Source organism: Actinoplanes sp. NPDC051633, from assembly GCF_040681735.1.
GTDB lineage: Bacteria > Actinomycetota > Actinomycetes > Mycobacteriales > Micromonosporaceae > Actinoplanes.
Genome location: NZ_JBFAZH010000529.1, coordinates 1 through 5,323 on the forward strand (window position 1 = coordinate 1; position 5,323 = coordinate 5,323).

Here is a 5,323-nt window from a genome sequence, read left to right on the forward strand (position 1 = left end):
GCCGTTGTGCGCGCTGGTCAGCGGGGTGGCCAGCGTCATGTGCTCGATCCGCGGCGCCCAGTCGTCCACCGACAGGGGGAAGACCTCGGCGACGGGTTTGTCCTTCGGCATGACGAGCCGGAGCTGGGTGATCGCGCTCGTGCCGGTGTTGGTGACGGTGAAGTAGACGTTTTGCCCGCTACCCTGGGGCGCGCTGGTCGGTTCGACCTTGACGTCGGCCACGGCGGGGCAGGCCATGACCAGGACGCCGGCCACCGTGGTGGCGGCAAGCACACCCGCTCGGCGGGAGATGAGGTTTCGGCTCACGACCGGTAGTTCGGATCCTGGGTCCGGATGGTTCAACGTGACTCGAGATTCTTTTGAGGATGGCCGGCATGCGTGACGTACGGATCGACGGGGACATGATCAGACTCGGACAGTTCCTGAAGATCGCCGATCTGGTGGACACCGGCGGCGAGGGCAAGGTGCTGATTACGTCCGGCGATGTCCGGGTGAACGGCGAGGTCGACCTCCGGCGCGGCCGGCAGCTGCGCAGGGGCGACGTCGTCGAGGTGATGGGCCGCACCGCCCGCGTCGCTTGATCGATGCACTTCCATGCACTATTTCGACGATCGTTGACGCATGGCTCCTCCGAACGGTTGACACCTGTGGATCACAGGCATGTACTGATGACCGGTGTGTCACCGGCGTCACACTGCCGGTGACGACAGAGTCCGCCTCGATGGGGAGGCTTCATGTCTCGTGCCCGTGTCCGTGCGGTCCTCGCCGCTGCCACCGCCACCGTCCTGTTGGTCTCCTCCGGTTGCGCCGGCTGGGGCGGCAGCGCGGGTGGATCGGACAACCCGAACAGCATCGACGTGCTGATGGTGAACAACCCGCAGATGATCGATCTGCAGCGGTTGACGGCCGATCATTTCACTCGCGAGACGGGCATTCAGGTGAACTACACCGTGCTGCCCGAAAACGACGTGCGGGACAAGATCAGCCAGGAGTTCTCCAGCCAGGCCGGCCAGTACGACGTCGCGTCGCTGTCCAACTTCGAGATCCCGATCTACGCCAAGTCGAAGTGGATCGCCCCGCTCGACGACTACGTCAAGGCGGACTCGGCGTTCAACCAGGCCGACATCCTGCAGCCGATGACCACGTCGCTGACCGCCGACGACGGCAAGCTCTACGGCGAGCCGTTCTACGGCGAGTCCTCGTTCCTGATGTACCGCAAGGACGTGCTGGACGCCCAGGGCGTCCAGATGCCCGCCAATCCGACGTGGACACAGGTCGCCGAGATCGCCGCCCAGGTCGACGGCAAACAGCCCGGCATGGCCGGGATCTGCCTGCGCGGCCAGCCCGGCTGGGGTCAGGTGTTCGCGCCGCTGACCACGGTGGTCAACACGTTCGGCGGCACCTGGTTCGAGAAGGACTGGACGCCGAAGGTCAACGCGCCGGAGTTCAAGGCCGCCACCGAGTTCTACGTGAACCTGGTGCGCGAGCACGGCGAGGTGGGCGCACCGCAGGCCGGCTTCACCGAGTGCCTGAACAACATGGTCCAGGGCAACGCCGCGATGTGGTACGACGCCACCAGCGCGGCCGGATCGCTGGAGGCCGACGACTCCCCGGTGAAGGGGAAGATGGGCTACGTCGCCGCCCCGGTGATGCAGACCAAGAGCTCCGGCTGGCTCTACGCCTGGTCGTGGAGCATTCAGCAGGCCAGCAAGAAGAAGGACAACGCCTGGAAGTTCATCTCCTGGGCGTCCAGCAAGGAGTACGAGGAACTGGTCGGCGAGCAGGTCGGCTGGTCCAGCGTGCCGGCCGGCAAGCGCGCCTCGACGTACGAGAACCAGGACTATCTCGAGGTCGCGTCGTCGTTCGCCGATCCCACCGAGGCCGCCATCTCCACCGCCGACCCGCGTAACGCCGGCGTTCAGCCGCGGCCCGCGATCGGCATCCAGTTCATCGACATCCCCGAGTTCACCGACCTCGGGACCCAGGTCTCGCAGTACGTGTCGTCGGCCATCGCGGGGCAGATGAGCGTCGACGAGGCCCTGGACCGCGGTCAACGGCTCGCCGAGGACGTCGCGGAACGCTACAAGTCGCGCGAGGAGGGCTAGCCATGACATCTGTGGCCGAGAAGACCGAGGCCTCCACCGCCGGTGCGCCGCCGCCCGGCGTGATGCGCCGCACCTCCGCCTGGGCCCGGCGCGCACCCCTGCTGCCGGCGCTCATCTTCATGATCATCGTGACCCAGCTGCCGTTCGTCGCCACGCTGATCTTCTCGTTCATGGACTGGAACGCCTACTACCCGGAGGAGCGCGGGTTCGCCGGCTTCGACAACTTCGTGCGCGTGTTCAGCGACGTGAACATGCGGGACGCGGTATGGACCACGATTCTGCTCACCGCCGGCGTCGTGCTGATCAGCCTGGTGCTCGGCCTGGGCATCGCGATCCTGCTGGACCGGAAGTTCCGCGGCCGCGGCGCGGTCCGGACCATGATGATCGCGCCGTTCCTGGTGGTGCCGGTGGCCGCGGCGCTGCTCTGGAAGCACGCCCTCTACAACCCGGAGTACGGCCTGTTCAACGGCGCGCTCACCTGGATCTGGGGGATCTTCGGCGCCGACCCGCCGCAGCCGGACTGGATCAGCAACATGCCGCTCTGGTCGGTCATCTTCGCACTGGTCTGGCAGTGGACGCCGTTCATGATGCTGATCCTGCTGGCCGGTCTGCAGGGCCGCCCCCTCGACGTCATCGAGGCGGCCCGCATCGACGGCGCGAACAGCTGGCAGATCTTCCGCAGCATGACGCTGCCGCACCTGCGGCAGTACCTGGAACTGGGCGCGCTGCTCGGGTCGATCTACATCGTGCAGAACTTCGACGCGGTCTTCACGATCACCTCCGGCGGCCTGGGCACCGCGAACCTGCCGTACACGATCTACACGATCTTCTACAACGCGCACGACTACGGCCGGGCCTCGGCGGCCGCGGTGATCGTCGTGATCGGCACCATCATCATCGCGACGTTCGCGCTGCGCACGGTGTCGTCGCTGTTCCGAGAGGATCCCGGCCGATGAGCGTGACCACTTCGTCGAAGCGCCCGGCGCACGCCGCGGAGCCCGTACCCAAGAAGAAGGACCGCGCGGGAGCGTGGCTGAGCCTGCTCGCCTGGGTCGTGGGCATCCTGTTCGTGCTGCCGGTGGTCTGGATGGTGCTGACCTCGTTCCACAGCGAGGCCGACGCCGCGACCAACCCGCCGGCCGTGTTCGTCCCGCTCACCCTCGAGGGCTACAAGGAGTTCTTCACCGGCGGCGCCAGCCCGTGGCCGCCGCTGCTGAACTCGCTGACCGCCAGCGTCGAGTCCACCGCCCTGGTGCTCCTGCTGGCCATCCCGGCCGCGTACGCGCTGTCCATCAAGCCCATCAAGAAGTGGACCGACACGCTGTTCTTCTTCCTGTCGACCAAGATGCTGCCGGTCGTCGCCGGGCTGCTGCCGCTGTACCTGTTCGCCCAGTACACCGGCCTGCTGGACAACATCTGGCTGCTGATCGTCTTCTACACCTCGATGAACCTGCCGATCGCGGTGTGGATGATGCGCTCGTTCCTCTCCGAGGTGCCGGTGGAGATGCTCGAGGCGGCGCAGATGGACGGCGCCAACCTGACCAAGACGATGCGCTCGGTGATCGCCCCGGTGGTCATGCCGGGCATCGCGGCCACCGCGCTGATCTGCTTCATCTTCTCCTGGAACGAGCTGCTCTTCGCCCGGGTGCTGACGGCGACCGTGGCGGAGACCGCGCCGGTGTTCCTGACCAGCTTCGTCACCAGCCAGGGCCTGTTCCTGGCGCAGCTGTGCGCGGCGGCCTTCGTGGTGTCGCTGCCGGTGCTGGTGGCCGGCTTCGCCGCCCAGGACAAGCTGGTGCAGGGCCTGTCGCTCGGTTCGGTCAAATAGGGGGTACGGAAAAAGGGGGGTACGCGCAAAAAGCTCCGCCGCGCCCGGAACCTGCCCGGCATGGTGATCGTCGAACCAGCATGACCGTTCGCCGCAGCCTGTGGGCAGCCACCGCCGCCCTGATGTTGATCTCCGCGTGTGCCCGCACCGATGGTGGTGCGGGCGCCGCGTCGTCCGGGTCGTCGCCGGAGCCGGGGGAGTCGCCCGCACCGAGTCCAGCGCAACAGGGCGACGGCATCGTGCTCCGGATGATCCGCGAGGGCGGTTTCGTCCCGGCCGAGACGATCCCGGGCCGGGTGCCCGTGATCAGCGCGTACGCCGACGGCCGGATCATCGCCGAGGGCCCGCAGATCGCCATCTATCCCGGCCCCGCCCTGCCCAACCTTCAGGTCGTCGAGGCCGGTCCCGGCAAGGTCGCCGAGCTGGCGAAACAGGCCGTGGCGGCCGGGGTGCGCCAGGGCACCGACTTCGGGCAGCCCAATGTGGCCGACGCGCCGAGCACCCGGATCGACGTCGTCGTCGACGGGCAGACCCAGAGCGTGACCGTGGTGGCCCTCAACGAGGCCGCCCCCGACGACCCGTCGCTCACCCAGGCGCAGCGCGACGCGCGGGCCAAGCTGGCGACCTTCGCCGAGCAGCTCCGGGAGCTCGGCAACACCCCGGAAGCGAAGCCGTACCGGGCCGAGCGGGTCGCCGCCCTGGCTCAGCCGTGGTCGGCGCCCAACGACGGCCTGCCCGCGCAGCCGCCGGCGGTCGCCTGGCCCGGCCCGGCGCTGCCCGGAGAGCCGCTGAACCCCAATGTGAAGCTCGGCTGCGTCACCGCTTCGGGTGACGAGGCGACGACGCTGCTGGACGCGGCCGCCAAGGCCAACCAGAACACGCCCTGGACCTCCGGCACGGAGAAGTACCGCGTGACCTTCCGCCCGCTGCTGCCGGAGGAGACCGGCTGCGCCGACCTGAAGAAGGCCCGATGACCCCCATCGGCGACCCGTTCGACGCGGGCGAGTGGCACCCTCGAGACGACCGATCGCAGGGGGAGACGGGCGGGCCGGGGCAGGCTGAGCCCGCCCCGGCCCGTCCGGCCTGCCGTCCGGTCACCGCACGCTCTACTGCACGCCCAGCAGGTCCACCACGAAGATGAGGGTCTCGCCCGGCTTGATCACGCCGGCCGCGCCGCGGTCGCCGTAGCCGAGGTGGGGCGGGATGGTCAGCCGGCGGCGCCCGCCGACCTTCATGCCCACCACACCCTGGTCCCAGCCGGTGATGACCTGACCTCCGCCGAGCGGGAACTGGAACGGCTCGCCCCGGTTGTACGACGCGTCGAACTCCTTGCCGGACGAGTGCGCGACACCCACGTAGTGCACGCTGACGTACTGGCCCGGCTTGGCCT

7 protein-coding genes are annotated in these 5,323 nt (G+C 68.4%); 5 read left to right on the forward strand and 2 right to left on the reverse strand.

Going from position 1 to position 5,323, the window contains the following annotated elements:
• Window positions 1-306, reverse strand: a 306-nt coding sequence (locus AB0M20_RS25765) for a DUF1775 domain-containing protein (protein WP_364302355.1), incomplete at its 3' end; no start/stop codon positions are given.
• A gap of 68 nt (window positions 307-374) precedes the next feature.
• Here AB0M20_RS25765 and AB0M20_RS25770 point away from each other — a divergent pair.
• The 5 genes from AB0M20_RS25770 (at window position 375) to AB0M20_RS25790 (ending at window position 4,907) form a co-directional block, all read left to right on the forward strand.
• Complete coding sequence (locus AB0M20_RS25770) at window positions 375-581, forward strand: RNA-binding S4 domain-containing protein (RefSeq protein WP_364302357.1); 207 nt, start codon at window positions 375-377, stop codon at window positions 579-581.
• Window positions 582-734: 153 nt separating this feature from the next.
• Entirely contained in the window at window positions 735-2,105 is a 1,371-nt protein-coding gene (locus tag AB0M20_RS25775) for a sugar ABC transporter substrate-binding protein (RefSeq protein WP_364302359.1), read from the forward strand.
• A gap of 2 nt (window positions 2,106-2,107) precedes the next feature.
• Window positions 2,108-3,061 carry a sugar ABC transporter permease gene (locus tag AB0M20_RS25780; protein ID WP_364302361.1) on the forward strand — a complete coding sequence of 318 codons (954 nt, stop codon included), beginning with the start codon at window positions 2,108-2,110 and terminating at the stop codon, window positions 3,059-3,061.
• Window positions 3,058-3,933: a carbohydrate ABC transporter permease gene (locus tag AB0M20_RS25785; RefSeq protein ID WP_364302363.1), complete on the forward strand. Its 876-nt coding sequence runs from the start codon at window positions 3,058-3,060 to the stop codon at window positions 3,931-3,933. Before AB0M20_RS25780 ends, AB0M20_RS25785 begins: the two co-directional genes overlap by 4 nt.
• An 80-nt stretch (window positions 3,934-4,013) precedes the next feature.
• Window positions 4,014-4,907, forward strand: a complete 894-nt coding sequence (locus AB0M20_RS25790; protein ID WP_364302365.1) for a hypothetical protein — start codon at window positions 4,014-4,016, stop codon at window positions 4,905-4,907.
• Window positions 4,908-5,039: 132 nt separating this feature from the next.
• On the opposite strand, the gene AB0M20_RS25795 is transcribed toward AB0M20_RS25790, so the two are convergent.
• Window positions 5,040-5,323: FKBP-type peptidyl-prolyl cis-trans isomerase (locus AB0M20_RS25795; RefSeq protein WP_364302367.1), on the reverse strand; the 284-nt coding region annotated here is incomplete at its 5' end.